Here is a 21,484-nt window from a genome sequence, read left to right on the forward strand (position 1 = left end):
ATTCCATTAAGAGTTGATCTTCACCCGGACGGATTCATCAGAAGCCGCAGGAGCGAAGGCGAAACCAGCCTGAATATTGTTTTCAGCAACGGTGGTGATTGCTTTATTTCCGTCAAGGTAAACGGTGGCACCCTGAAGGATTTCAACACCAGCGTTAGGGAGTTCCCAGACTTCACCCATTGCGAGTTCACCTGTTTCGTCATTGGGAATATCAACGAGGGCAACGCCGACTTTGGAACCAACGGGAACAGCGGAACCGGATTCAACAGCGGCCCCGGTGTTGTTGGTCCACGTCATGTGGTTGCCCTTCTGAATGTGATTAAGTGCCATGCTTAATGCTCCTTATTTGCCGGGGTTCTTCTGGAAAGCGCGATGATCCATTACGCCAGCACCAGCTTCAAGACGGACTTTGATTTTCAGGCCGTCAGAATCGAAGTCGGGTTCTTCATCCACAAAGGGTTCTTCAATGCCGTCAAGGAAAGCCACTTCAATACCGTCCACCTGTTTAGGGTCTGCAATCAGATAAGTTGCATCGGGGTCTTTATCATCAAGGCGGGGTTCGGCGATGGGAATAAGCTTCCCAGCCCACGGGTTGTGAACGCCGGAAGACTTGTTTTCATCGGGAAGAGCGGTGGAACGGATAAGCACTTCTGCATCGGTTTCCTGTTCGACAGGAACGAGCAGGAAGCGCGGACGTAAGTCGAGCTTTGCACCCTTGGGGCCTTTCTGAAGGCGCATTCTTTTACGACCAGACTTCAAGGTATCGCTGCAAACATGCTTCTTAAAATCAGCTTCAGTTTCGATGTTCTTGTGTCTGGTATCAAAAAGCGGAATGCCATCGCTCATCTTGGGATTGGAAAGCAGTAGATCATAAACAATGTCTGCAACCTTACGGGCCGAAGCATTACCGAAAAGCTGGGGGATACGCAGGAAGGCGCGCAGATCATCGTTGATCATCATTTCACGGGTAAGCTTCACGTTTTTGCCGTAACGGGCAATGCGGTAGCTTTCCATAGAATCGCCAAATGATCCGGTCTTGTATTCTCCGTGTTCATCCAGCAATTCCAGATCAGGAGCTTCGGAAAGGCTGATACCGTGAATTTCCCTGAAATCGGATACAGGGACGATGTTGACCCACGGTTTCCATGTAGCCGGGGCTTCGGCGTATGCCTTCTGCAAAACCTTATTGGTGATAGCGGCAAAGATGGAAGGGAAGTCACTGGTGGAAGCGGAAAGGGACATGGGCCGCAGAACCTTCTTTGAAAGCTGGCTGTGCGACAAGCCGCGAGTTTTTACCCCTCCCCTTTCAAGAATATCGCGGGCCAGGTCGGTCAGGCGCATTACGCGGAAATCTTCATAACCCGGTGCGGGCTTATCTTCTTTCACGCCAGCGCGGAAAAGCATGCCGGAAACCATAGCATCATGAAGCTTTTGGCCTTCGGTGAGTCCGCCGACAATATACCCGGTACCTTTAAGAGGCTGGTGTTCAGGCTGATCGCTGATTTCTTCAAGGATAAGGCCATTCAGTTTTTCCACGGGCAAGCCTCCATTGATCAACCCCTGCTTGAAATCATCAGACAGGCCGAACATTACGACCTGCTGGTCGATGAACTTCATGCGTTCACGTTCAGCAAGGGCGACCTTTTGCGGGTCTACCTGTTCCGGTTGTTTGGGGTCGGTTCCTGCGGTAGCCTGAGCCGGGGCCTGCGGCGCGGACTGCTGGGCAGGGGCAGGAGTGGAACCGCCGCTACTCATCCATGCCGGGGCATCTTTAAGAGCGTTCAGGGCTTCATAATCAAGCCCCATCTGTTTCAGGTGGGTGCGGGCTGAGTCCTCAGTAATATCTTCAAGGCCATTAGCCCGCAGGAAAGCTTTCAACCATGTTTTCATGACTGAGTCCTCCGGTTTAGGTTCAGGCTGTTCTGTCATTGCTACAGCCCCGGTTTTTCCATCCGCGCCAAGGACACAGAAGGAAGTCTCGCGCACAAAGGATTTGCGCCACACATATAAAGGTCCGGTCAGTTCCATACCGTTAACGGTTACAGTCGCGCCGGATTTCACTTCTTCAATTGCTTCGGGCCAGACACCTATGGAAGCCTGATAAGGCCAGCCCTGATCCGAAAGACGGATGATCTCGTTGGCTTCTTTCGTGTCCACAAAGGAGCCTTCAAGGACGAAGCCTTCCTTTTCGAGCTTGCTGGAATCCGCAAGGCCGACTTTCTTTTTAACTTCATGCTCTTCAAGAATGGGCATGACCTTTTCGGAACGGATTCCGGTTAGATCAATGACAAAGCGGAAATACCGCTGAATAACGGCCCCGGTGTATCCGACAATGCGAAAGCGGCGGGCTTTACCTTCTTCGGCTTCGCTGAGTTTCAAATCGGCTGTAAGCTGAAGCGGTTCCTGTGCTTTCGCTGAAAGGTTTGCAGGAAATTGTTTAAGCATTGTTAGCTCCTAAGATTCCGCGCTTCTTGAGGTCTGCGTTTTCGCGGGTGAGTTGGTCCACTACTTCATCGTAGTCTTCGCCACGTTCCGCGCAGATTTTGCGGCGCGTGGTGCAGCCCATGCCAAGCATTTTTTCAGCCGCGTTTGCGTCCTTAGTGGGATCAACCCAAGGCCAGCCGGGGTACTGGCAACCAACCGGAACACGCGGCCCGGTCATGGACGGTTCAAGCTGGCTTAACCAGAGCATGCGGGCGAACATGTGCCATGTGGGTATTATGGCTTTGCGGCCCATCAGCACTTGCTGAACACGGTAGCCGCGCCGTTCTTCCAGAGTGGCGGAACGGGCGGACGCGAAAGAAGCGTCTGAATAGTCATTGGAAAAGGCTTCGTAGGACATACCGAAGCCAGTGGAAGAACCGCGCAGGCTGGTTTTCACATACGGTTCATAGGTTGCGCCGGGGTGGTTGAACTGGGCTTCGTTAACCTTGGAACCGGAAGGCAGGGTTACGACCTGCCCCGGTTCCACGTAATCGGGAATAAAGGCTTCCGGTCTTTCCGGCACATCGGAATCATCAAGGCCCAAGGGGTTCTGAAGTTCAGGGTATGGCGTTTCGACAAAGAAGCCGAAAGCAGCCATCAGCCGAGCAACAATGCGATGCGAATCCTGAAATTCGCTGAAGTCGCGCATTTCCATAATGACCGGGGCCATCCAAGATATTCCCCGGTGCTGGCTGGCGCGTTTAGGCAAAAAGATATGGCGTACCCACATAGCCGGAACCCGCACGGATTCACGACTCATTAAGCGGCGCATATCGCCGGGATGTTCACTGAAAAGGTGATAGGCCACCGCGTGACCTTTGCGGTTGAATTCAACGCCACGGATAGCGAAGTTTCCGTTTTCGCGCAGGCCATCAACAGAAGAATCAAGGTGGTCACATTCCAGAAGTTCCACGCCCAAGGGAGCAAGGCCCTGTTTCATCAAGTCGGGGTCAGGATAGAAGCGGAGAAGGCATTCTCCATCCTGCCAGAGGTGATTCAGGATAAGCCGCTGAATATCATCAAAGCCAACTTCATCAGCTTCGGCCCAATCCTTAAAATGCTGTTCCAACTTGCGGTTGAAGCCGTGGTCCAGTTCGCCCGCATTGGTCAGGCGCGCGGCCTGCGGTTTGATTCCGGTATAGATAACGTTGTTCGCTATACGCTCAAGCGCGCCGGAAACATGGGTGGAGTTGCGCACCAGATCACGTGCTCGGGAAACGATTAAGGCATGTTCGTGCCGGGAAAGGTTATCCGCACTACGGTTACCGGGCCGCCAGCCCGCATTAGGGCCACGGTTAGTAGCCGCAGTGTATGCGGAAAGCTGCATGCGGCTTTTAACCCAGTTGGTAGCCATCTGCGGAGAGATAGCCCCGACACACTGGGCAACAAATGAAGTCCAGCCTTCATACAGGTTCATGAACGGCCCCTGTACTTGGCTTTAAAGCCCCTACCGCCATTCTTTACAATGGCGATACGCATTTCCAACTTATCGCGCTGGTCATAAAGCCTGCCCAAAGAAGCACGGGTGAGAGTCCGACCATTCAAGGTATAGGACTGTGCGCCGTCTTCAATATTGGCAATCGCCTTATTTACAGAGTCCAGTTGTTTCTGGAGCATGAAAAAACCTCAATTGTTACTGTTTACCTACAGGGCGAACAATAACAATTGAGGTGGTTTGTTTGGAATGGGGTTGTTTACTGGGGAGTAAAATTTACTGGTTGAATTTTATTGAATTAAGATTATTAATTAAAGATAGTTTTTTTAAAGGAGTATATATGTTGATACCTGTTGAAATGATAGATGTTTTTAGTGAGTTGTACGATATTGAAACTGAGAATAATATTAAATTATTGTCAGGAAATTCAGAAGTAATTGATAGCGATGTTTTTTTTAGTAAATATATTGAAAAAGATTTATGTTTTGCAGATGTAATTATACCGCAAACACTGGCAATACAGAAGACTGATTGGCTTAAAGATTTAATTGTAGAATATAAGAAATATAAACTTAAAGAGGAAAAAGAACGCAGCAAAGATAAAATAAAGAGAATGGCAAAAGAAGGATTGATGGATCACAAATCTATTCGTATATATGAAAATGCCGCAAAAAGACTTAGATCATATTCCTTTGAGGAGTTTTTAAAAGAAAATAAAGAGTTTTTTTATTGCGATTTAGCGAAAATTCCTACGATTGCAAATGATTTTGGTTATTTTGAAAAAACTTATGCAGCTTATTTTATTGCTGAAGAGTTGTACAAGTACTATAAGGAAGAAGTTGATAGTGTTTTTTACAAACCAGAAGACTGTAATCTTGAAAAAATATATATAAAACATGGTTTAGATTTAAACGAAATAGACATTCAATATAATAAATATGACCTTTTTTCTGTCTCAGGTGATATAGAACTAAAGTTAAGCAATCTTCCAAAGTTATATGACAATAGGATTGGGAACTATATCCTTGTTAATGGAGTGTCTGAAAAAATTTTTGGGCTTTTAGAAAAATTATATAATGCAGGAGCTATTAATAGCTTAGCGATACGCCCTAATTTTAGAGTTGTTGGAGATGATATAGATAATCTCATGATAGCGTTAGAAGAGCTTGAAGTTGGAAATATATTCTGTTTTGAAAATTTAAAGGCTCCATCAATAACAAGATTGTATAGCACTGACGATTATTTTACAAAATTATGGGTTGTAATTGACGGTTACAATATGACTTTTGAAGAGATAATAAGTGATTTTATAATATATAAAGATAGTATAGTTACTCAAGTCCTTCACCTTGAATATACTTTTGTTGATGATTTGCCGATTATAAAACATATGGATCATGAATTTATATTTTATTCTGTAGATGACTTTGAAAAAAGAAATAAAGACCATGCTCAAAAAGGCGAGATTTATAAAAGAGTCAAAACTTTTAAGGTAGATAATTCAAATGTTCCATTTATCCTTGAAGATGGAAGTTGCGTATTGTATGCAATTTTAGATGACATATTTAAAGAAAAAGACCTTCTGCGTGAATACTTTGAAAAAGTTTTAGAATAAAGAAGCCTCAATTGTTACTGTTTACCTACAGGGCGAACAATAACAATTGAGGTGCTTGTTTGGAATGGGGTGTTTACTGTAAGTAAAATTTCATTATGTACAATTAAAACCACAAAACAATTCTATATTGGTGATATCTAAATTATAAGGGGTTAGATGGAAAACCATTTTTAATTGCTTCATCAACATTTTCTTTCCCATAGAGTTTTTCCATTTCAGTCCTATATTTAGGGTCTTCCACCAACCTTGTTGCGTGTTCAATCGCCGTTCCGCTGCCTTCATGAGGGTTCAAATCACTAGAACCAAATAAATATTTCATGGCTGTCGTGAATTTACCCATATTATCCTCCTTTTTTAAATAAAATTTCACAAGTCGCCTTGTATGCCTATGTAGTGCATAAAGACTTGAGCCCCGCCTTTCACAAAGCCAACCTAAATCCTAGTGCCTGTACTATCACAAAAATAACCACATAGCATCTTTTAATGATAATAATTTTAATATCACCTTCGCACCAACTCCAAAACCGCCGCAGGCTTCCCATCGCGTTTTTTAGCCATCTGCACTTTCATGTCGTATTCATCAAAAGCGTTTGCACTGTCAGAAATGGTCCTACGGATGGCTTCTATCATAAAGGCTTCGCCCATCATGTCCATTTTTTCAAAGTAGTCCCGCAGGACTCCAAGAGAAGAACACGCCGACATCATATCCGAAACATGGTGACAAAGTTCATCGCTATTCATGGCCCACCTCCCCATTCAAACCCTGTTCGGCCTCAATCAAGGCATCATACGCCATCAACATTGCCTGCCGCTCAGCCCTTGGCAAATGATCCAAGTTCTTGATCATCAGTTCTTTTGCCGTAGCTATGTGCTGCTTCGGTGAGCTACGCTAATAAGATCTTGTATTTGTGGGTTGAAAAAAAATAATAGCTCTATTATAGGGTAGTTCGTTCTAAGAAATGTTCATTAATAAGGGGAGATAGTCGTGAAAAAAAAGATTGGTGCGCTTTTGGGTTTGATCGGTTTTGTTGTAACTGTAGTCTCAATTTATATAACATATGAAAGTATAGTTAAGGCTAGAGAATCTGATAGTTATGCACAGGAAGTATCTGAAACAAATAAGCATTTGTCTGCAAAAATAGATGAATTTGCTAATACATTAGGTGTCTCTGCTGAAGATATACTAAAACAAGGAATACAGCAGGCTCTAGATGACCGTGATAAAGCGAAAATCAAGGAAGAGGGCGATAAGTATGAATCTGTTATTGAAGCAGAACATAGAGAAAGGGCAAATAAAAAATATGATAATCTTATCGCCAATGCTACAAATCAACTGAATAAACAGCAGTATAACGCGGCTTTTGGATTTTTAACACTTGCTCAGGCGTACAAACCGGAATCACAAGAAGTAGAAGAGTTACTCAATAAATCTTTAGCAGGAATGGGGTCTACCGCTAAATATGTTGATGGGGAATTAAGTATTTCAGCAGAAATAGCTGAAGAACGTTTAGTAGAAAAAGACGGTGTTATTCTTGTCTTAAAAGACGCGCGTCGATCAGGAAATGAAATTGTTTGTTCTTTTGAAATTCGGAACACTACTGCAAATGATATACAAATTGATGATTTAGAATATTCAACAGTAATTGATTCTGAAGGAAACTTAGGACATATTAAAAAGATAAGAATTAGCGATAATGAAACGTATGGATCATCTGAAATAAGTCTTCCTCACAATAGAAAAAGATCGTTTATAGCACGTTTCATTTTAGCTGATAAAAGTCCTGTCTTTGCGCTTCAAGAAATTAAAATGAATTTTGAATTTGAGATAAAAGGACAGAAGAATTATTCTTACAAATATATATATTCTGACGTTGCTTTAGGACATCATGATAAAAAAGCAAATAGTATAGAGCATGCAAATATCGAAATTACACTTGAAAAAGTATATATAGATGGAGGGCAGGCTGCATGCACTATTTGGATTAAAAACAGGGATGAACTTCGGGATGTAGTTTTAGATGATCTTGAATATACAAAACTATTTGATTCTGAAAATAGCTTCAAGCTTGAACGAATGATAATAAATGGTAAGAAATGGTATGCTTCAACGGAACTAGACATTCCAGCAAATAGAAAGCGAAAAGTTACAATGCTTTTTGGAAAAGATACCAATATTAATTTTGGAAAATTTACTGAGTTGTTAATTTCAGCAGATATGTTTAATTACAATGATAACTTTGTGTACAAATTTCCAATAAATTCTCAAGTTGCACAGAAATGAACAGATAAGAAGCCCGCACCATTTGGTGCGGGCTTCTTTAATATCGTTCACAAACTAAAAGTTTAGTATTTCTGGGAAGAGCTAGGCAACACTTTTTAGGTAATGGAATTTGCATATACAAGTTTTCGAGATAAGCCCCACTGGAGAATAAATTCCCGAATTTCTTGAACACGCTGACTAGGGTCACATTGTCCATCTCTCTTATGAACAGTAGCTCCATTCCTAATTAGGTAATCTTCAATTCCAAGCCTATCTGTATATGACCCTTTATCTTTAAAACCGGGATTAAGCCATTGTACGTAAACATCATATCCATTATCGAAAAAGTAGTCGAAAGTAGCTGTAACCTCTTTACGATATTGAGTTGAGCACAATACAACCTCTGGCGTTTTTCCACGCAAAATTTCTTCAACAGTCTTCCCCCGCTCTTCAGGAGAACCATTTATTAAAAAGACATCAATGGATTGAGTTTCGTTTAACACTAATTCTCTTAATCTTGATCCAGTATTAAGACGTGATTTACCAAACAATTTATACCAAGTCGTACTTTTCCCTGAATTTGAATGACCAAGAACAGCTATTAACAATTTATCTTTCAACGTATTTCTCCATTATCTTAATTAATTCAGCATAGGTTATGCCTAGCAAAGAGCACAATTCGTACATCCAGCATACCAGTGTTCTTCACTCACAATATAAATTTCACTGCCCTGATCACGCAGATCAATAGCTTTTTCAATCTTACGCCCATATGAAGAATGCTTCCAATTCGGGCTGGAAAGGTCACCAATTACGAGATAGTGAACCTTTTTGCTTACAGTCTTCTTTACTTCACCGCCCCGATTCGTAACCATCTCAACAACTTTCTTGCGAACACCAGTTGCGAACTTGCCAGTAACGACAAAATTTCTCTCTTCAAATTCCATTACGGGTAACGGATCAGAAAGTGGTAATGTGGTTGCCCCGGTTTTAGTAGGCATAGGCTCATCGGCTTCGGTATCCATGCCCACGACCTTTTTAGCCAACTCGCAAAAGTTCTCCTGCTCTTCTTCGGTCCAGACGCCATCTGCAAGATATTCATCAAGCCGCTCTTTAAGTATGCTCCCGTGCCAGTGACAAAGGCAGGTGTCATGTTCGTTCAGCCAGTTAAGTAAAAAGCGTGCTTCGGCTTCTACTACAATACCATCCGCAAGAATTCCCCGGCACAAACCAAGAAGCTCATCAGCATCACGATCTTCCCGCATGGCAACATTGAAGCGTGAAACCAAGGCTTCGTTATCATCGTAATCATCCATCGAACACCCCTCTTTATTTAAGAATGATATTGACGGTGTTATATAAAAGAAAAGAAGGAATCAAGGTGGGTTTTGAAAATTGGGTATGAAAAAGCCCCCCGGGGGGCGAGCTAATTTATATTTTTCTGTTTTTCAGCTAAATCCTCAAAAACTTTTTTTACCCCACATAAAATACCATACATTTTACTTGCTTCAGAGTTAGCATAATCTGAAATGTCTGGACTGGTTATTTCTAGCTTCCCATAAGATGCAATTATCGCAGCATCTTGAATCTCATTTCTGATTTTTGGTTCTAAAATAACAGAATGTTCACTTAAAAAATCATTTAAAATAATTTCAATTCTTTCGAACCGATATGCGATATCATTACATGCTTCATAGTGGTCCATATCTGGAAAATTTACGCTTGGTTTTATCTTGTAAAATATTTTATTAAAAACTTTTGCGGCAACATACTCTTCTTGCTTTAGATAGGTTTTATACTCCAAATCCGCTTTTAGTTTTTCGTTTTTAGAGTCTTCGCTGGATTTAAATTTAACTTTAGCCATTGCAATCAAAAGTTTTCCAAACCAACCACCAAAGCCTCCAATGACTCCTCCTATGGCAAAACTAATAGCAATCTCAATATTCATTTTGCAACTTACTCCCTGTTTTTAATGCCGAGTATGTAGAATTACACCTCATTCAAGTAGTGCGCAAGAGTCCCCCTGAATACTCTTAACCCCCTGCCCCATCTTAGCCAGCAAGCACCCCTCAGCCTTACACTTATGATACCGAACCGTTATTCCCCCATCCCACTTGGGCGATGAAGTAACAGGAGCAGGCGGTAGTAGAAAGGCAAAAGAAAAGCCCGCTGGGGGGGGGCGAGTATTTTAACAACTTGCTATATACACGACCTTGTTATAATCAATATTCATGAACTCAAATGATGTTGCCACATATTTAAGTATACTTACCGACATTGGACAGCTTGTTGGCTGGTGCATTATTGTACCCGCTTTTTTAAAAAAACCTTCAGTCAACATTAAAATGTTTACCTGACTAGTCTTCGGCAACGCTCATTCCCCCTGAATACTCTTAACCCCCTGCCCCATCTTAGCCAGCAAACACCCATCAGCCTTACACTTATGATACCGCACCTTTATCCCCCCATCCCACTTGGGCGATGAAGTCACCGGAATCCGCACGGCCCCGCACCACGGGCAAACCGCGCCATCCTTGGGGCTGTATGTTACGCCCTGCTTCGCTTTAGCCAGTGCCGCAGCAATTAACTTAGCTGACATCTTATCTCCCGTTGGTGTAAGGGTTGGTAGTTCGTTTCGGAGCCTGCTTTCTGGGCTTGGCACTGCCTTTCTTCTTGATGGACTTCACGTTCAGCAGGTCCGCAGCCGCTAAGTTGTATCCGGCTATATCCCATGCATGGTTCGGCCTTCCTTTGGGGCATTCCCAAAAGCCTTTTTCATTCACGTATTCAGCGGTCATTTCCCGCGCCCATGCATCCGAAACTTCACTATGCAGGTGATACGCGCCCGGATCAGCCGGGTTGATTTCCAGACGGTTGGAAAGCGAGTTCTTGTAATGGGTCACGTTCAGACGCAGCAGCTTCAGCCCGCCGGGAATCGGCTTGTTTGATCCGGGGTAGGTATCAAGCTGGGTATAGGCAAACGGACGGGCCATGGTCTGTTCACCCTTGATGGGTAGAATGCGGCCCCGGTTCATGCGGCAGAAATCATAAACTTCATCGGTGCGATGCCCCATTGCATCTATCAGGGCCAGCCGAACAAGATAGGGGTTGCCCTGCGAATCCTTGTACTCACGCTCCCAAAGGACTTCGGCGAGAGCTTCAAAGCTATCCACCTCACCATCAGCAACCAGCCATGATTCATTGATCATTCCGTAACCCCATGCCCGGATTTCATACGGGAAATATCCACCGCGCCCGGACTGCGTATCAATGGCGGCAGTCATGCACGAAACCACATTCCCGCCGGGAACCAACAGGCGCGGGCGATCATCTTTCAATGCCAGGATTTTAGCTTCACTGCGTTCCTGCTGATAGTTCACCCACGGTTCCGCTTTGTGGGAGTTCATGAAGTCCTTTAACTTCTCCTTCCAATCCGGGTTCAAGCTGGACTTCTGCCCGCGCAGGAAAGCGGCAGCAACTTCAGAAAGCGACACGAAACGCGACAGCCAGCTAGGAATATGGAACCCAATTTTCTTAGGCCGATAGGTCTTAAGGTAGGTTTTAATGTCGATGCCTGTTACCCGGTCAAACCAGCCGCCTAGCCCTACGGCTTTATCACGGATTCCATCATCCCACTTGCAGCCCATGTTGGGGCATTCATATGCCGCCAGCTTTTCGGATTCGACAGTTTCAGCGTACAAGGACGGGTCCATGCCTTCACGATCCGGGTACTTGATTTGGTCAAAATCAATTTCATGCTCATGCCCGCAAATAGGACAGCGCACCTTGTAGCCGAATACAACTTGAGCTTCATTGTTCAGGGCCACCCAGATAGGGCCGCTTTCCGTGGTGGGTGATGAAATTTTCAAGAACTTACGGTTGCGATAAGTACGCCCGCGCTTTTCACCGAGGCTTTGCGGATCGGCTTCCTTTTTGTTTGATGTAGTCGGGAACTTGTCCACTTCATCAAAGAGAATGTACTTGGCAGGTTTGGAAGCCAGCCGGGAGGCAGAATGCGCCCAGCCCATATAAATCGGCATATGCCGCAGGTTGATACGGAGCGAACCTTCATCGTCCGTGGAACCCGTAAGATATTGCGTAAGCTGGGGGGAAGACTTGAACAGGGGCTGAACGCGGTCCCGGCTTGCATCTTGAGCGGCGATTTTATCAGGATAGATAATCATGGCTGGCCCCGGTTCACGGTCAACGGCGTAGCCCAGCGCATTAAGCAAAACTTCAGTTTTCCCGACCTGCGGAGCGGCGCAGACTATAACGGTCTGGACGCTGCTGAAAAACATACTGTCCATTACGTCAACCAGATACGGCGTTACGTCATTGCGCCACGGTCCCGGCAAAGAGCTTGATTCCGGCACAAGCATGCGGTGAGCTTCGGCCCATTTGCTGACGGCGGTCTTTTTGCGCTTCCGCAGAATCTGCTTTTCGCCCTTGCTGAATTCGAAAGTGTATTTCGTGCCGGTCATTTCCTGCGGCAGTGAAAAACGATCCACCGAAACCGGGATAGGATTTGCGACCAGCTTTCTAACAATCGCTCTAGCTTCCACTTGAGAACTCCACGGTTATTTCATCAGTGCGGGCAAATTCGCTGAAGAGTGCATCCAGTTCATCGTTGACCATCTGAATAAATGCGTCTTCACGCTCCACTTTCCCATCCACTGCAAATATGAAGTCGCGGGCTTTCATGATGAACAGTTGACGAAGCCCGGTATCAAGCACGGCGGTTTTTCCAGCCATGATCATTTCAACGTTTTCACGGTCAATAAGCTTTCCTAATTCTTTGTTTAATTTCAATCTCTTAAGTTCGGCTTCGAATTCCTTATCCTTGGCCTTGGCTTCCTGAAAACGTTTCGCGGAATCCCCGGTCAAACCTTCATCGTCCGGCTGATCCGCTTCCGCAACCTGCCCGATAGGAACCCAGCCAAGTTGTTCAGCAACTTCGCAAATATCGTCTTCGTAGTATTTGCCGTTCAGCGGCGGTACTTGCTTGCCCTTGCCCACGTAATTGAAGAAGGTCCGGCGCGAAATTTGCCAACGGACTTTACCGAATTGCTCCCAAGCCTGATTTATGGATTTGTAAAATTTATCAACCATTTAAGTAGCACCTGAATTAAATAGAGTGACACGATTGATGCAGCTTGTGCAGTGTGCATATTTTTCAAAACATTCCGTGTGCAAAAGACTCGGAGTCACTGTTACCCGTGATTCATGGATCGCTGGGGAGGACCCAAAGGCAACCGCCCTTCGACCAAACGCTTCGACGGTTCATCTTCCACCAGCGGTAGCCGATCCATATGAAGCAAGGCGATAAGCGGCGCGGCTTTCTCGTATAAACTCCACATTTCCCAGAGGGTTTCGAAGTTTGCCTTGCCCCATGCTTCGTCAATGATGACAACCAGTTCACCGACCATGTTCCGCTTAAGCTTGAACCCCGTGGGGTGTTGCCTCAACATTTTGCCCAGTGTTTTCATGGCCTCATGCCCAGCTTCATAGGTCTGCCAATCCTGATTGAATTCTTCCTCGGATACCGGGATCACACCTTCCTTCAAGCATAACCGCTTGAATTTACTGTAAGGTGTTTCCGGTTCTAGCTTCCTGTACTTGTCTTTTAGTTTTGCTAATGCGCTCATAATGGTACTGTGTCCGGGGTTGTGTCCGCGTTAACTAACGACAAAAACCACTGAAACTATTGCTGTTTTTATTTTCTGTCTGGGTTGTCCATGTACCAGAGATAAAAACCAAATTCTCACAACCTCGCGTGTACGCACGCACCCACACGCACATATAGGGCACTTTTGCCGATTGACGTGGACGACCCGGACGACATGGACGGCCCTTTTATTTACGGGCTTTGACAAGCATAGACACGCAGACCGCGTTGTACCAACCACGTGGACGGCTTCACCGGGGGAAGCACATTTCGCACATGTATTGATTTGCCCAGCGGGTAAGGCGTGTCGCCGCAGGTCATTAGAAGGGGGTGCGGGGGAAACAGAGCAAACCGCCCCACTCCCGTATATGCCAGTAAACAAGATCATTAAGCCTTCAACTCGAATTTGGTTTTGATACCTGCAACCATACGGCAACGCTTTCCGTTAATGCTTGGGCGTGTCTCCTTAAGAGTCTTCACAGCCGCGTATAGCTCACGGAAGAAGTTTTCCTTATGCATGGCCTGATAGCCGTTTTCGGAACTGTATTCGCGGTAGGACTTATACAGCGAGTCCTTAGACTGCTTCGCGCCGTCCTCAAGCTCACACTTATCTTCCACGAAAGCCTGCACGGGGTTATTAAGCCGCCTGTAGTCCATGAGCAGTTCCCGCGTTTCATCACAACTGGTGAACTTGCCTTGCTCATACAGACGATGCAGACCGACCAAAGCCCAATGGAAGATTTCGGAAAGCTCATGCTCAATGAGTTCTTCAAAAAGGTGCGGGTTGCGGTCTGGATCGTCTTCAAGAAACTGTTTCTTGAACTCAATGGGCAGCATGCGCCGGAAAAATCCGTCCGTGTTATCCAGAACGCGGGGCAGCTTGTTAGCGGCAAAGGCCAGCTTGCAGAACGGTGTAAATTCAAAGCTGTCCTTATGCTTGAACGCGCCCTGAATGGCATCACCGGAAACAACGGCCTTAAAAATAGGTGTTTCCATTGCCGCCGATCCGATTTCCGTGGAAATGTTCAGCAGCTTGTTATAGAGGCTGGCCCGGCGGAACTGGTCTTCCAAATCCTGAAAGGCCACCGCCGAGCAGTTAGCAGCACACACAAGTTCACGCAGAACTTTAAGAAGTGTCGATTTACCATCCGAACCGGGGCCAAGCAGCAACAGGCATTTTTCAAAGCGAGTATCGCGGGTAAGGCATAAGCCTGCGAATTCCTGAAGCTGGGCAATGGGTTCCGGGGTCTGGACGGTCTGTTGTAGAAACTTCTCCCAACGCTCACAGCGGGCTTCAGAATCCGGGTCAAAAGACACGTTCAGACATATGGTGGAAAAGTAATCGTGTTCGTGTGGTTTTAGCTCGAGCGTCTTAAGGTTGAGCATGCCGTTTTGCAGGCATACCCATTCATCACGGTCATTGACCGCGCGCCCGTGCGGAAGATTGGAAAGATTGATAGCCAAAGACGTTGCATCATTCACACGCGCTGTTGTGGCCTCAATGCCGAGGTAATGCGTAGCCGACTGCTGAAGCGTACCGCGTGAAATCTGCTCCCAGTATTTAGCATTCCAGCGATACAGCAACCCGGTCATATCATCAGCAAGCAAAGGCTGATCACGTAGAAGCTGATCCGCAAGCAAACGGGGCTTGAATTTGCCGTCATAGAAGAAAGCCCATTCACTACCCACTTCGAACTCTTTAGGCGGTTCAATCCTGCGCGCCGTGGCGATAAGGTCTTGAAAGTCCTTCGCTGTCTTGCCGAACTTCATGAAAAAGTCGGTGAGGTCGTGACCATCCTTTTCGGGCCAGCTTCCATCCGGTTCCCGGCCCATGAAGTCGGGCCACTCAATGATGCGCAGGGAACGCACCACCGGAAGCAAGGCGCGGATAGCTTTTTCCGCATGGGCTTGCCCCGGCTGGTCGGCATCATAGGCAAGGATTACGTCACGGCCCACAAACGGCTCTAAATGATCTTGTGACCATTTCACCGTCTTGGATGTTTGCGTAGCGGTGTTGAAGCCGAAGGATTCACCGCACAGAGTGTCCGGTTCGCCTTCACACAGAACTATAGGCCCGGACTTGGCAATCATGGGCAGAGCGGGAAACAACCGGGCGTTACCGTATCCCCTACCCCATGAAATGATCTTACTCTTAAGATTGGTGCCGGGCTTGCGGTAGAGCCGAATATTACGAAGCTGGCCTTGCGCGTCCCGGATCGGGATAGCAACGCGCATAGGTGCGCCATTAATGGGCCGGATATTTTCGTCCCGGTCCCGATAGCACATCTGCATGCGCAGGTCGTGACGCTTGATAACTTCCGGCGACCAGCCGCGTACCTTCCTGAACACTTCAAACCAATCATCAGGCAACAAGGCCATGCGGCCCCACACGCTTTCAGGAATAACCGGAGTACTACCGCCCTTCCCTTCCTTGCGCTTCTGCTGAACGGTCTTTCGGGGCTTGGGGGCATCCTTTACGCCTTGCCCGTATTTATCCTTGAAGCTCTTGAAACCTTCATCATTCGGCAGGTTGTTTACCAGCCCGTAAAGCTTGATCAGGTCGCCGCAATCGGTACACCCGGCAAGGCAATTGAAATAATCTTCTTCGAAATTGTAGCCAAAGGATGGGTTATCATCAGCATGAAACGGGCATTTGCCGTTCAGCCATTTCCCTTCTTCCTTTGCGTCCTCAAACAATGAACGCGCTATGGTCTTGCGCTCATCTTCGGAAAGATGTGTTCCGGCCCAGCCCATCGTTATCCCTTCACAAGGTATTTAATACGGTTGCGCCAGAACAGAGCCGATGAAATCAATTCCATGATTTCTTTATCGAACTCCGCGAACTCTTGAGCCGTTACGTTGCCGTCTTCCATTATGGCGGCGAATTTGACCACCGCGTCACTGAATTCCTTAGTGGTGCGGTTCATGTCGTCTTCCAGCGATTCCGAAAAAATGCCCGCTTCAGGAAGCGGGACAACAGCCATATTCATCTGCTGGGCAATGGCTTCAAGTGGTGCCACTGAACCACATGTCTTCATAAGCGGAACGAGGTCCAGAACGCCCATTTTCGCGGTAGAATCTTCGGGATTCAGTTCCTTGTATAAAGTCCAATGGCTTTTGGTGGAACCGAAGGTCTGTTCGGTTATGACTTCCACCGACATATTATGGTGCCGCAGCACCATATTTTGTATTTCTACGGCTACGCTTTTGCGTTCGTCTTTCATTGTTTACTCCGGTTCCAAAGAGGGCCGCTATCTGTAGTAGATAGGCTATCTTTGTGGTGCTAATGTTCAGTTAATGTGGTTAATTCGATCTTTGACATTGCCCTTCGAAGCCTCCTTCTGATATTCAATCAAACAACGAATAAATATTAACCTTTACCAGAAGGAGGACGCATGTCCGAAGAGTCTAAAGATACCTTTTCCAAATATACCAAATTATCAGATTATCAATTCCGCGAAGCTTGTGATATTGCGTCAAAATATGCTGGGTCAGACAACGCTCAACCCAATCAAATTCCCTTGTTAATACTCAATGTCCTAGCCATGATTGCTCCAGACAGAGACCCTAAAGACATCTTTGATGATAATTTTAATATGCCTATTGAAGTTGACATTGTTGAAAAAGCACTCGCTATTACAAAGTCCTATGCTAATTCAGCGAACGCACAACCAACTCAGGTGATGATACTGCTTGATGATTTGACTCATCTTTTTACGACGGGCCAAGTTCCTCCTAAAAAACGCAGGTAATCGCCTAGTAATCTCCAAGACCATTAAGAGAACAATTCGCACCACAATAGTTAAGAGCAAGTTCAAGTGACTTACGTTCACCTAGTCCAAGTTCTTTGAAGGCATCTACGAAACCTTTAATTCGAGTTTTCAGTTGTGTGGCTTCTTTATGCATTGTCTGCGGTTTTGTGTCTTTCGGCTGGCCTTTGGATTCACCTTCAAGGGCCTGCCCTTCTTCCTTCGCTTTCAGCAAGACTGTTTGGAATCGTTTTGAAAGCGTATCCACTGACATTTTCAGCACTGCCAGTTCTTCCGACATTTCTTGAAGCTCTTGTCCTGTCATCATTTCACTCCTTAAATTTCCGGATACTATCCATTGTAGCCAATTAACGGACATGAATTAGGTGATTCAGGTCCGAGGTGTGTGCTATCTTTCTCCCCTATCTCCCTACATTGACACTCACTACACGTTAGCGGCGGGCTATGGGTGTGTTTGAATTGGTAGAGGGGGCAGGTTTCGTTGCAGGGGGTTGGGGGCATTAGTGTGCCTCCTTTTGATTTGTGAACAGATCAGGCCGGAACGACTCTAACGGAATGCCAAGCTTTGCATGATAACGAAGCACAGCTTCCCCAGAGGCCGCTTGCAGGTCTTTGCAATGCCTAAAGACTCCCGGCTTACTCATACCAACCTTTTTTGCTAGGGCCTCAAAAGTAAGCCCGTTAGCAGTCCGATATTCTTCTAGTGCGTTCATGAAGCAGAAGGTTACCGTGAGTTAACAAACAAATCAAGACAGAAAGTTACTTCATGTAAACAAAGTACAGGTTAATCATATGCTCATGAGTACTAAACCATTCGATAAAGAAGCGGCTCACGGCTGGAAGGCTGTAATGGAGCGGATAAAAAGACTTCGTTCAGAAGGCGAAACCCTTGAAGTGATAGGTAAAAAGTTAGGGGTTTCAAAAGCTGCTGTTTCGCGCTGGCTGTCTGAAAATTTAGGCGGCGAGAAGAACTCTTTTGGCGATATGGTGAGATATGCAAAGACGCTGGGTATAACCCCCGCTGAAATGTTCGGCGAAAAAGCCGTTCAGATTAGTATGTTTGATAAGCAGGTAGCTCATGAACTTAGCGAGAATATTCGTCTGGCAGGCTTTTCTATTGAAGATGTGGCGAATATGACCGGAGTCACGCAAAAGAGACTAGGCAGAATAGTAGAGGGACAGGAGCCACCGACACCTGAAGATCTTTTTGTTGTATGCAAGAGTATAAATTTAAATCCGGCTATCTTACTGAACAAAGCGGCAGAGCTTGCAAATATTGAGACTAACAATAAAGCCCAGCAAACACAGAAGTCTGCTTAAAGATTATATATTCTTCTATGACAACTTCTAGAAACATAATTGAAAATAAATCCATAATAAATCCTATTCATCTAAAGCTAATCACATAATATGAATGCTACAGCCCCTTTGTTTTCAATTATTATAAATGCAGACGGTGTTACATTTTTAACTGCTGTTGCGGCACTGATTACAAGTATTGTTACTTTTTTTTCTGTTTTGGAAATGAAAAGACAGAGAATTGTAACACAAAAACCTATCCTCAAATTCACAAATATTTTTTTCAAGTCTCCATTAGAAGATTCGGCAGGAAAAGAATCAATAAGTATTCCAATTTATAATTTTGGAACAGGAACTGCAATAGATATAGAAGTTAAATGGGTGGTGGATCGCTCCTTAATTGTTAAAAAGATCAATGAAGTAGCCAAACAGAATATTGCCACGATAGAAAAAAACTTTGGTGAATTGACAATAATAAAAGTTGGCAAAACGACATATGGGTTTAGCGATAGAGAAGAAAAGCTACTTGCAATTACACCATATCGCAAAAACGACCTTCAACAAAGAATACAATTACCTTCTTTTTTTATAGATGGGCATGCCGAATTTGTAAAAAACAACAACGGTAAATCACTTGCAACAAATGATTTTCCTACAGCAAGACTTAAAATAAAATACAAAGATATTAACGACGAACGTTACTGTGAACACTTTAAGGTACATATCTCTCCACAAGTAATAAGCTACGGAGATAGATCAATCACTGAATGTAGTAATATTTTAAAAATAGAAAAATGTATAGATTCTTAGCTGACTGTGCACCTATTTGAAGAAGCACAGCCAGCAATTTATTATTTATACCGCTCAACCGCACCCTTAAGTCCATCGGCAAAAGAATATATGTCGTCCAGTGAATCAATTGCATGACGTGTTTCAGCTTTGTTATCATCCAGTAAACCAAGATATTTTTGCGTGGCGTTAAAATGCATCCGGCAAATTGGTTTACGGTTATTGTCATCCAGAAGGATACCGCAATAGCTTTGAGTGTCTCTCATAATTATTCTTGAAGGTTCTACAAATTCACGCAGAATAGCTTTTACAATATGAAAGCCTTCAATTTCTTCTTCAGTAGTAATAACTTTAGGCTTATCATCTTCCTCTTCAGTTGTCGCAGGTTCAGCTTCATCGCTCATTGCAGACATAGATAATTGTACCGATGAATCGCCAGTCATTGCACTTTTAAGTCGATCATTGATCATTTCATTAATGCAATCCTGTGCGGCCTGCTTGACTCTTGCACTAAAGTCTTCAACCACATTAGCCCGGAGCTGACCGGAATAGACCTGTCCGGCAAACAGTCGGATAAAATCTTCAGTAGGATTTTCAAACTGTTGAGCCATTAAGCGTTTTATTTCTCTTGTATATTTAAGGTTTTGGGCAGCGTCTAAAGTTGAATTTTCGTCAAATTGACCATTAGAAAGTTTTCGCAATTCGGGAATAAGGCTTTCTTCGATTTTTTCAAAATCAAAAACCATGAACGGTTTGGGGTCCATAAGATTCGGTTTGTCGAGATCAGAAAAGAACTTATAAGAAATGCCGTCAGTTAAGATAGCAACCCGTGCAGTTGGTGTGTTTTGAAAATATCTATGAAGTTGATTTGCTTTCCCTTGATCTAAAGTGCATCCGCAGGTCTTGCATTCTATAAGCATTATAGGGCAACCGTCTTTCATTACGGCATAATCAACTTTTTCATTTTTCTTAGTCCCGGTATCTGAAGTGAATTCAGGAACAACTACCCTTGGATCAAATGTATCATACCCCAGCATTTGCAAGAAAGGCAGAATTAAAGCGTTTTTTGTCGCTTCTTCAGTGGTTACGTGTTCGCGCAAGTCATTAATTCTAGTTGATAGATCGACTACTTTTTCAGCAAAATCCATATAATCACCCCGTTCTTAAGTTAAGTATTTCAAATCGAATATAATTAAGAATATCACTTATACAACTTTAAATGTTTACGCTCAGTAACTTTTTATGTTGACTACAATGTTAACTCACGGTAACTTTTAGCTCACCACAGCAACCCACCACGCCGAAAGCTCCGCGCGCAATAGCCGGACAGTAAGCGGGTGAGAAGCGTGTTAAATCAAACTAGGAGTGTAGGGTATGAAAAGACCATCCAGACAAAAAATTGATGGCTACGATTACGAGTTTGACGATCAAGGCCAGCTATTCAGCACTAACGACACACCGGGCTACGGCATCGGCTACCAGATCATGCCGAGCAGGACTAATTCAAAGACAAAGCCCACCTATAAGCTCACCAAAAATGGTGGATCAATTACTTGCCGTGTGGATGTGCTGGTGGAGCAGTATTGCACCTGCTGTGAAACTTTCGATTCCAAGTGGTACTGGCGCACCCGGTTAGGTGCAACGGACCATAATAAAGAGCTTCGCACCGCCTTCCTTGAGCGTAAAGCAAAGGGGCTTCCTCACCCTAAAGCCAAGAAAGCAAAAGCTGAAAAAGAGGTCGCTGCATATGTCTTTATCCCGTGGTCAAATCCAAACGAGCTAGACAAATGTATGAAGATTGAAGCGGAGTATTCAGCAGCTATCGGCGGCGATTCCCGCGATGCATCCATGTGTCCTATCCGGTGATGTTATGAAAAACACAATCCATGTCGTCTTCACCCACCATGGCAAGCACGTTGGAATATTGGAATCCGTCACGGGTTCGAGCTATTCAGACTGCCTTGAAAGAGCGCGCGGATACGCCGAGAGCACAGCCAAACGGCTCTTATGTGATTCAAAGTCTGACGGCGCGGTGAATGTCTGCAAAGCCGGAAACGAGCAAGGCCCGCTGATTTGGTCCAGTCGTATCCTTCCGGCCTATGATGATTCATACAAGCCTTGGAGGGATTAATGGAAACCCAAACACCAGAAATAGACCTCACCTGCT

At 44.9% G+C, this 21,484-nt stretch carries 25 protein-coding genes; 7 read left to right on the forward strand and 18 right to left on the reverse strand.

All coding sequences use genetic code 11. The features are described 5' to 3' along the window. Positions 1 to 6: 6 nt before the first annotated feature. The 4 genes from DESAL_RS10700 to DESAL_RS10715 are packed head-to-tail and all read right to left on the reverse strand — an operon-like array spanning position 7 to position 4,101. Positions 7 to 330, reverse strand: coding sequence for a DUF2190 family protein (locus DESAL_RS10700; RefSeq protein ID WP_015852006.1), 324 nt, complete (start codon positions 328 to 330; stop codon positions 7 to 9). A 12-nt stretch (positions 331 to 342) separates the two neighbouring features. Then, positions 343 to 2,445, reverse strand: coding sequence for a phage major capsid protein (locus tag DESAL_RS19760; RefSeq protein ID WP_015852007.1), 2,103 nt, complete (start codon positions 2,443 to 2,445; stop codon positions 343 to 345). Beyond that, positions 2,438 to 3,901: a phage portal protein gene (locus tag DESAL_RS10710; protein WP_015852008.1), complete on the reverse strand. Its 1,464-nt coding sequence runs from the start codon at positions 3,899 to 3,901 to the stop codon at positions 2,438 to 2,440. The genes DESAL_RS19760 and DESAL_RS10710 overlap by 8 nt, the downstream gene beginning before the upstream one ends. Beyond that, on the reverse strand, positions 3,898 to 4,101 hold the full coding sequence (locus DESAL_RS10715; RefSeq protein WP_015852009.1) for a hypothetical protein: 204 nt from the start codon (positions 4,099 to 4,101) through the stop codon (positions 3,898 to 3,900). The genes DESAL_RS10710 and DESAL_RS10715 overlap by 4 nt, the downstream gene beginning before the upstream one ends. Before the next feature lie 158 nt (positions 4,102 to 4,259). Here DESAL_RS10715 and DESAL_RS10720 point away from each other — a divergent pair, with 158 nt between their 5' ends. After that, complete coding sequence (locus DESAL_RS10720; protein ID WP_015852010.1) at positions 4,260 to 5,534, forward strand: hypothetical protein; 1,275 nt, start codon at positions 4,260 to 4,262, stop codon at positions 5,532 to 5,534. A 142-nt stretch (positions 5,535 to 5,676) separates the two neighbouring features. Here the strand turns inward: DESAL_RS10720 and DESAL_RS10725 are convergent, their stop codons facing one another. Both DESAL_RS10725 and DESAL_RS10730 read right to left on the reverse strand, forming a co-directional pair. Further along, entirely contained in the window at positions 5,677 to 5,874 is a 198-nt protein-coding gene (locus DESAL_RS10725; protein ID WP_015852011.1) for a hypothetical protein, read from the reverse strand. Positions 5,875 to 6,035: 161 nt separating this feature from the next. Then, positions 6,036 to 6,275, reverse strand: coding sequence for a hypothetical protein (locus DESAL_RS10730; protein WP_015852012.1), 240 nt, complete (start codon positions 6,273 to 6,275; stop codon positions 6,036 to 6,038). 244 nt (positions 6,276 to 6,519) lie between these two features. On the opposite strand from DESAL_RS10730, the gene DESAL_RS10735 reads away from it, so the two are divergent. Continuing rightward, positions 6,520 to 7,815 carry a hypothetical protein gene (locus tag DESAL_RS10735; protein WP_015852013.1) on the forward strand — a complete coding sequence of 432 codons (1,296 nt, stop codon included), beginning with the start codon at positions 6,520 to 6,522 and terminating at the stop codon, positions 7,813 to 7,815. A gap of 95 nt (positions 7,816 to 7,910) precedes the next feature. On the opposite strand, the gene DESAL_RS10740 is transcribed toward DESAL_RS10735, so the two are convergent. The 9 genes from DESAL_RS10740 to DESAL_RS10780 all read right to left on the reverse strand — a co-directional run bounded on the left by DESAL_RS10740 (position 7,911) and on the right by DESAL_RS10780 (position 16,683). After that, positions 7,911 to 8,414 carry a hypothetical protein gene (locus DESAL_RS10740; RefSeq protein WP_015852014.1) on the reverse strand — a complete coding sequence of 168 codons (504 nt, stop codon included), beginning with the start codon at positions 8,412 to 8,414 and terminating at the stop codon, positions 7,911 to 7,913. Between the two features lie 42 nt (positions 8,415 to 8,456). Continuing rightward, on the reverse strand, positions 8,457 to 9,110 hold the full coding sequence (locus DESAL_RS10745) for a BRCT domain-containing protein (protein WP_015852015.1): 654 nt from the start codon (positions 9,108 to 9,110) through the stop codon (positions 8,457 to 8,459). Positions 9,111 to 9,220: 110 nt separating this feature from the next. Beyond that, the gene (locus DESAL_RS10750; protein WP_015852016.1) at positions 9,221 to 9,742 is read right to left on the reverse strand and encodes a hypothetical protein; all 522 of its coding nucleotides are present in this window, start codon (positions 9,740 to 9,742) and stop codon (positions 9,221 to 9,223) included. A 426-nt stretch (positions 9,743 to 10,168) separates the two neighbouring features. Beyond that, entirely contained in the window at positions 10,169 to 10,393 is a 225-nt protein-coding gene (locus DESAL_RS10755) for a hypothetical protein (protein ID WP_015852017.1), read from the reverse strand. A gap of 1 nt (position 10,394) precedes the next feature. Continuing rightward, positions 10,395 to 12,356, reverse strand: coding sequence for a terminase gpA endonuclease subunit (locus tag DESAL_RS10760; RefSeq protein WP_015852018.1), 1,962 nt, complete (start codon positions 12,354 to 12,356; stop codon positions 10,395 to 10,397). Further along, on the reverse strand, positions 12,346 to 12,903 hold the full coding sequence (locus DESAL_RS10765; RefSeq protein ID WP_015852019.1) for a hypothetical protein: 558 nt from the start codon (positions 12,901 to 12,903) through the stop codon (positions 12,346 to 12,348). The genes DESAL_RS10760 and DESAL_RS10765 overlap by 11 nt, the downstream gene beginning before the upstream one ends. Positions 12,904 to 13,004: 101 nt before the next feature. Then, the gene (locus DESAL_RS10770; protein WP_015852020.1) at positions 13,005 to 13,439 is read right to left on the reverse strand and encodes a hypothetical protein; all 435 of its coding nucleotides are present in this window, start codon (positions 13,437 to 13,439) and stop codon (positions 13,005 to 13,007) included. A gap of 407 nt (positions 13,440 to 13,846) precedes the next feature. Next, a complete protein-coding gene (locus tag DESAL_RS10775; RefSeq protein ID WP_015852021.1) occupies positions 13,847 to 16,213 on the reverse strand; it encodes a phage/plasmid primase, P4 family in 2,367 nt (788 codons plus the stop codon). A gap of 2 nt (positions 16,214 to 16,215) precedes the next feature. Next, positions 16,216 to 16,683: a phage regulatory CII family protein gene (locus tag DESAL_RS10780; RefSeq protein WP_015852022.1), complete on the reverse strand. Its 468-nt coding sequence runs from the start codon at positions 16,681 to 16,683 to the stop codon at positions 16,216 to 16,218. Positions 16,684 to 16,854: 171 nt separating this feature from the next. On the opposite strand from DESAL_RS10780, the gene DESAL_RS10785 reads away from it, so the two are divergent. Further along, entirely contained in the window at positions 16,855 to 17,211 is a 357-nt protein-coding gene (locus DESAL_RS10785) for a hypothetical protein (RefSeq protein WP_015852023.1), read from the forward strand. A gap of 4 nt (positions 17,212 to 17,215) precedes the next feature. On the opposite strand, the gene DESAL_RS10790 is transcribed toward DESAL_RS10785, so the two are convergent. Both DESAL_RS10790 and DESAL_RS20680 read right to left on the reverse strand, forming a co-directional pair. Further along, a complete protein-coding gene (locus DESAL_RS10790) occupies positions 17,216 to 17,536 on the reverse strand; it encodes a hypothetical protein (protein WP_157046945.1) in 321 nt (106 codons plus the stop codon). 193 nt (positions 17,537 to 17,729) lie between these two features. Next, positions 17,730 to 17,942 carry a helix-turn-helix domain-containing protein gene (locus DESAL_RS20680; RefSeq protein WP_041721822.1) on the reverse strand — a complete coding sequence of 71 codons (213 nt, stop codon included), beginning with the start codon at positions 17,940 to 17,942 and terminating at the stop codon, positions 17,730 to 17,732. Positions 17,943 to 18,021: 79 nt separating this feature from the next. Between DESAL_RS20680 and DESAL_RS10800 the strand changes: the two genes are divergently transcribed. Further along, positions 18,022 to 18,549, forward strand: coding sequence for a helix-turn-helix domain-containing protein (locus DESAL_RS10800; RefSeq protein ID WP_015852025.1), 528 nt, complete (start codon positions 18,022 to 18,024; stop codon positions 18,547 to 18,549). Between the two features lie 90 nt (positions 18,550 to 18,639). After that, positions 18,640 to 19,338 (forward strand): hypothetical protein, encoded by a 699-nt coding sequence (locus tag DESAL_RS10805; protein WP_015852026.1) that lies wholly within the window; start codon positions 18,640 to 18,642, stop codon positions 19,336 to 19,338. 41 nt (positions 19,339 to 19,379) lie between these two features. Here the strand turns inward: DESAL_RS10805 and DESAL_RS10810 are convergent, their stop codons facing one another. Continuing rightward, a complete protein-coding gene (locus tag DESAL_RS10810) occupies positions 19,380 to 20,465 on the reverse strand; it encodes a type I restriction endonuclease (RefSeq protein ID WP_015852027.1) in 1,086 nt (361 codons plus the stop codon). A 226-nt stretch (positions 20,466 to 20,691) separates the two neighbouring features. Here DESAL_RS10810 and DESAL_RS10815 point away from each other — a divergent pair, with 226 nt between their 5' ends. Then, the gene (locus DESAL_RS10815) at positions 20,692 to 21,183 is read left to right on the forward strand and encodes a hypothetical protein (RefSeq protein ID WP_015852028.1); all 492 of its coding nucleotides are present in this window, start codon (positions 20,692 to 20,694) and stop codon (positions 21,181 to 21,183) included. Between the two features lie 4 nt (positions 21,184 to 21,187). Further along, complete coding sequence (locus tag DESAL_RS10820) at positions 21,188 to 21,448, forward strand: hypothetical protein (RefSeq protein ID WP_041721824.1); 261 nt, start codon at positions 21,188 to 21,190, stop codon at positions 21,446 to 21,448. Positions 21,449 to 21,484 lie beyond the last annotated feature (36 nt).

The sequence above is a fragment of the Maridesulfovibrio salexigens DSM 2638 genome, from assembly GCF_000023445.1.
GTDB lineage: Bacteria > Desulfobacterota > Desulfovibrionia > Desulfovibrionales > Desulfovibrionaceae > Maridesulfovibrio > Maridesulfovibrio salexigens.

What these genes read in the sequence shown, in the direction of transcription:
- DESAL_RS10775 (WP_015852021.1), bottom strand. Translation starts at nt 16,213, where the DNA reads ATGGGCTGGGCCGGAACACATCTTTCCGAAGATGAGCGCAAGACCATA.
- DESAL_RS10715 (WP_015852009.1), bottom strand. Translation starts at nt 4,101, where the DNA reads ATGCTCCAGAAACAACTGGACTCTGTAAATAAGGCGATTGCCAATATT.
- DESAL_RS10750 (WP_015852016.1), bottom strand. Translation starts at nt 9,742, where the DNA reads ATGAATATTGAGATTGCTATTAGTTTTGCCATAGGAGGAGTCATTGGA.
- DESAL_RS10725 (WP_015852011.1), bottom strand. Translation starts at nt 5,874, where the DNA reads ATGGGTAAATTCACGACAGCCATGAAATATTTATTTGGTTCTAGTGAT.
- DESAL_RS20680 (WP_041721822.1), bottom strand. Translation starts at nt 17,942, where the DNA reads ATGAACGCACTAGAAGAATATCGGACTGCTAACGGGCTTACTTTTGAG.
- DESAL_RS10755 (WP_015852017.1), bottom strand. Translation starts at nt 10,393, where the DNA reads ATGTCAGCTAAGTTAATTGCTGCGGCACTGGCTAAAGCGAAGCAGGGC.
- DESAL_RS10770 (WP_015852020.1), bottom strand. Translation starts at nt 13,439, where the DNA reads ATGAGCGCATTAGCAAAACTAAAAGACAAGTACAGGAAGCTAGAACCG.
- DESAL_RS10710 (WP_015852008.1), bottom strand. Translation starts at nt 3,901, where the DNA reads ATGAACCTGTATGAAGGCTGGACTTCATTTGTTGCCCAGTGTGTCGGG.
- DESAL_RS19760 (WP_015852007.1), bottom strand. Translation starts at nt 2,445, where the DNA reads ATGCTTAAACAATTTCCTGCAAACCTTTCAGCGAAAGCACAGGAACCG.
- DESAL_RS10790 (WP_157046945.1), bottom strand. Translation starts at nt 17,536, where the DNA reads ATGATGACAGGACAAGAGCTTCAAGAAATGTCGGAAGAACTGGCAGTG.
- DESAL_RS10730 (WP_015852012.1), bottom strand. Translation starts at nt 6,275, where the DNA reads ATGAATAGCGATGAACTTTGTCACCATGTTTCGGATATGATGTCGGCG.
- DESAL_RS10720 (WP_015852010.1), top strand. Translation starts at nt 4,260, where the DNA reads ATGTTGATACCTGTTGAAATGATAGATGTTTTTAGTGAGTTGTACGAT.
- DESAL_RS10815 (WP_015852028.1), top strand. Translation starts at nt 20,692, where the DNA reads ATGAAAAGACCATCCAGACAAAAAATTGATGGCTACGATTACGAGTTT.
- DESAL_RS10800 (WP_015852025.1), top strand. Translation starts at nt 18,022, where the DNA reads ATGCTCATGAGTACTAAACCATTCGATAAAGAAGCGGCTCACGGCTGG.
- DESAL_RS10785 (WP_015852023.1), top strand. Translation starts at nt 16,855, where the DNA reads ATGTCCGAAGAGTCTAAAGATACCTTTTCCAAATATACCAAATTATCA.
- DESAL_RS10745 (WP_015852015.1), bottom strand. Translation starts at nt 9,110, where the DNA reads ATGGATGATTACGATGATAACGAAGCCTTGGTTTCACGCTTCAATGTT.
- DESAL_RS10765 (WP_015852019.1), bottom strand. Translation starts at nt 12,903, where the DNA reads ATGGTTGATAAATTTTACAAATCCATAAATCAGGCTTGGGAGCAATTC.
- DESAL_RS10810 (WP_015852027.1), bottom strand. Translation starts at nt 20,465, where the DNA reads ATGGATTTTGCTGAAAAAGTAGTCGATCTATCAACTAGAATTAATGAC.
- DESAL_RS10805 (WP_015852026.1), top strand. Translation starts at nt 18,640, where the DNA reads ATGAATGCTACAGCCCCTTTGTTTTCAATTATTATAAATGCAGACGGT.
- DESAL_RS10820 (WP_041721824.1), top strand. Translation starts at nt 21,188, where the DNA reads ATGAAAAACACAATCCATGTCGTCTTCACCCACCATGGCAAGCACGTT.
- DESAL_RS10700 (WP_015852006.1), bottom strand. Translation starts at nt 330, where the DNA reads ATGGCACTTAATCACATTCAGAAGGGCAACCACATGACGTGGACCAAC.
- DESAL_RS10780 (WP_015852022.1), bottom strand. Translation starts at nt 16,683, where the DNA reads ATGAAAGACGAACGCAAAAGCGTAGCCGTAGAAATACAAAATATGGTG.